General features: G+C 67.7%; 2 protein-coding genes. Both read left to right on the top strand.

All coding sequences use genetic code 11. From position 1 onward, the window contains the following. The first annotated feature begins 177 nt into the window (after window positions 1–177). Window positions 178–1,674 (top strand): polysaccharide deacetylase family protein, encoded by a 1,497-nt coding sequence (locus tag VB737_RS06230; RefSeq protein ID WP_500312032.1) that lies wholly within the window; start codon window positions 178–180, stop codon window positions 1,672–1,674. Window positions 1,675–1,702: 28 nt separating this feature from the next. Then, on the top strand, window positions 1,703–2,713 hold the full coding sequence (locus VB737_RS06225; RefSeq protein WP_500312031.1) for a thiamine pyrophosphate-binding protein: 1,011 nt from the start codon (window positions 1,703–1,705) through the stop codon (window positions 2,711–2,713). Window positions 2,714–2,837: the final 124 nt, after the last annotated feature.

The raw sequence follows: 2,837 nt of genomic DNA, 5'->3' as shown, positions 1-2,837 counted from the left end.
CCCCACTTCGCGACATCCCCGGTGGCCCTGAGCGGACCCCTGAACAGCCTGCCGCTCGACACCCTGCTGGTGATCGGCGCCTACCTGGCCCTGGCCGGCGCCTACCTGCTGGTGGTGCCCCTGGCCCCCAGACTGACCGTCACGACCTGCCCAGCGCGCGGGCACCCCAGCAACGCCATGCCTCCCCATCCCCTGCCGCCGATCGCCGGCCGTGAAGCCGAGATCCTGGCCCTCGTCCAGAAGCCCGGGCCCGTGGCGCTGCCCCGCACCAACCTTCAGCTCGCGGCGATCAGCTCGGCCTTCGCCTGTGCACTGCACATGCACCAGCCCACGATCCCCGCCGGGGCGAATGGGGTGCTGATCTCGCACCTCCAGTACATGCTCGAGCACCCCGGCGAGGGCGACAACCACAACGCCGAACCCTTCGCCCACTGCTACCGGCGCCTGGCCGAGCTGATCCCGCAGCTGATCGCCGAGGGGGCCAATCCCCGGATCATGCTCGATTACTCCGGCAATCTGCTCTGGGGTTTCCAGCAGATGGGCCGCGACGACATCCTCGAGGCGCTGAGGTTTCTGGCCTGTGATCCCGCCGTCGTGCCCCACGTGGAGTGGCTCGGCACGTTCTGGAGCCATGCCGTGGCCCCCTCCACGCCGATCCCTGATCTGAAGCTGCAGATCCTGGCCTGGCAGCACCACTTCGCGGCCCTCTTCGGCGCCGAGGCCCTGCAGCGGGTGAAGGGCTTCTCGCCCCCGGAGATGCACCTGCCCAACCACCCCGACACCCTGTTCGCCTTCGTGAGCGCCCTGCGCGACTGCGGCTACCGCTGGCTGCTGGTGCAGGAGCACAGCGTCGAGAATCTCGATGGATCCAGCCTCCGCCGCGAGCAGATGCTCCTCCCCAACCGGCTGGTGGCGCGCAGCTCCAGTGGCGAGGAGGTGGCGATCACGGCGCTGATCAAGACCCAGGGCTCCGACACCAAGCTGGTGGGCCAGATGCAGCCCTGCTACGAGGCCCTGGGGCTGGGGCGGGTCCCCCTGGGCGACACGTCGGTGCCGGCGCTGGTGGCCCAGATCGCCGATGGCGAGAACGGCGGCGTGATGATGAACGAGTTCCCGTCGGCCTTCCTCCAGGCCCACCGGCGCCTGGCGGGCCAGGGCAACGGCGACGCCGGCACGGTGGCCATCAATGGCAGCGAATACCTGGAGTTGCTCGAGGCCGCCGGGGTGGGCGAGGCGGCCTTCCCGGACATCCAGGCGGTGGGGCAGCAGCGGCTCTGGCAGCGCGTCGGCGCCACCCCCACCCCACAGGCCGTGGAGGCGGCCATCGCCGAGCTCCAGGCGAGCGACCCCTCCTTCTCGATGGCCGGCGCCTCCTGGACCAACGACCTCAGCTGGGTGGAGGGCTACGGCAACGTGCTGGAGCCCATGAACCAGCTCAGCGCCCGCTTCCACCAGGTGTTTGATCCCCTGGTGGCGCAGGATCCTGCCGTGACCCGGAGCGAGCCTTACCAGGAAGCCCTGCTCCACCTGCTGCTGCTGGAGACCAGCTGCTTCCGCTACTGGGGCCAGGGCACCTGGACCGACTACGCCCGCGAGATCCATCGGCGCGGGGAGGCGGCGATCGCCGCATTGCCGAATGCATCGATGGCTGGCAGAAATAGTCAGGCGGGCTAGGTTTTTTGTAATGTTGAAATGACCGGGCATGACATCACCGACCGTCGCTCAATACGCCCTGAATCGGTTGTCTCAGCTGGGGATCGATCGGATCTTCGGTGTACCCGGGGACTATGCCTTCGCCATCGACGATGCGGCTGAGTTGGTGCCCGGGCTGTCGTGGGTGGCCTGCGCCAACGAGCTCAACGCGGCCTACGCCGCCGATGGCTATGCCCGTATCCGCGGCGCGGCCATCCTCTCCACCACCTACGGCGTGGGAGAACTCTCCGCCATCAATGGCGTGATGGGCAGCAAGGCCCATCGGCTGCCGGTGTTCCACCTGGTGGGCATGCCCAGTGAGCGCATCCAGAAACAGGGGCTGATCACGCACCACAATCTCGGCGACAACGTCTACGACCGTTTTCAACCCCTCTCGGCCACCGCCGCCTGTGTGAGCGCCGTGCTCACCCCCGACAACTGCATCGATGAACTGGAGCGGGTGATCCGTGAAGCCCTCCGGCAGAGCATGCCGGCCTATCTCGTGATCTCCGAGGTGAACGGTGGCCTGCCGGTGATCGGCACCCCCGTCGTCGGGCAGCCGCTCGCGGCGGTGAAGCGGCAACGCAGCGTGCCCCAGGAGCTGGAGGCCGCCGTGCAGACGATCCTGGCGCGGCTGGAGGCGGCCAGCCATCCGGTGGCGGTGCTCACCCATCTGGTGAGCCGCTACGGCGTCAGAGAGAAGGCGCTGGAGTTCATCCGCAAAACGAATCTTCCCTCCGCCCTCACCCCCAACGACAAGGGCACGATCGATGAGGCGATGGCCCAGTACGTCGGCCTGTATGCGGGGGACTGGTCGTCCTCGGAAGCGGTGCGGGACTGCGTGGGCCAGGCCGATCTCGTGCTCGATATCGGGGGCATCGTCACCACGGAACTCAACACGGGCCTGTGGACGGGCCAGTACGACCCCGCCAGGTTGGTCTCCATCAACGACAACTGGGTGCGGGCGGGTGGCAAGGTCTTTGTGGATGTGGCCATCGACGATGTGCTGAGCGCCCTGTGAGGTGGTCTGGTTTTTCTGGACAGGGTCCATCGTTAACCTGTGAGGCGGGGCACCGCCCCTAAGAGGGGGCTCCCACCCATGAGCAAACGCCGCACCCATAGCCCCGAGTTCAAGGCCAAGGTCG

Origin of the sequence: Synechococcus sp. BA-120 BA3 (genome assembly GCF_034931285.1) — a bacterium.
In the GTDB taxonomy this organism is placed as follows: Bacteria; Cyanobacteriota; Cyanobacteriia; order PCC-6307; family Cyanobiaceae; genus Cyanobium.
The sequence above is the reverse complement of the archived record's forward strand: the minus strand, read 5'-3'. Positions and strand labels throughout refer to the sequence as shown.

Excerpts from the sequence above, each read along its gene's own strand:
- VB737_RS06230 (WP_500312032.1), top strand. The coding sequence starts at position 178 with ATGCCTCCCCATCCCCTGCCGCCGATCGCCGGCCGTGAAGCCGAGATC.
- VB737_RS06225 (WP_500312031.1), top strand. The coding sequence starts at position 1,703 with ATGACATCACCGACCGTCGCTCAATACGCCCTGAATCGGTTGTCTCAG.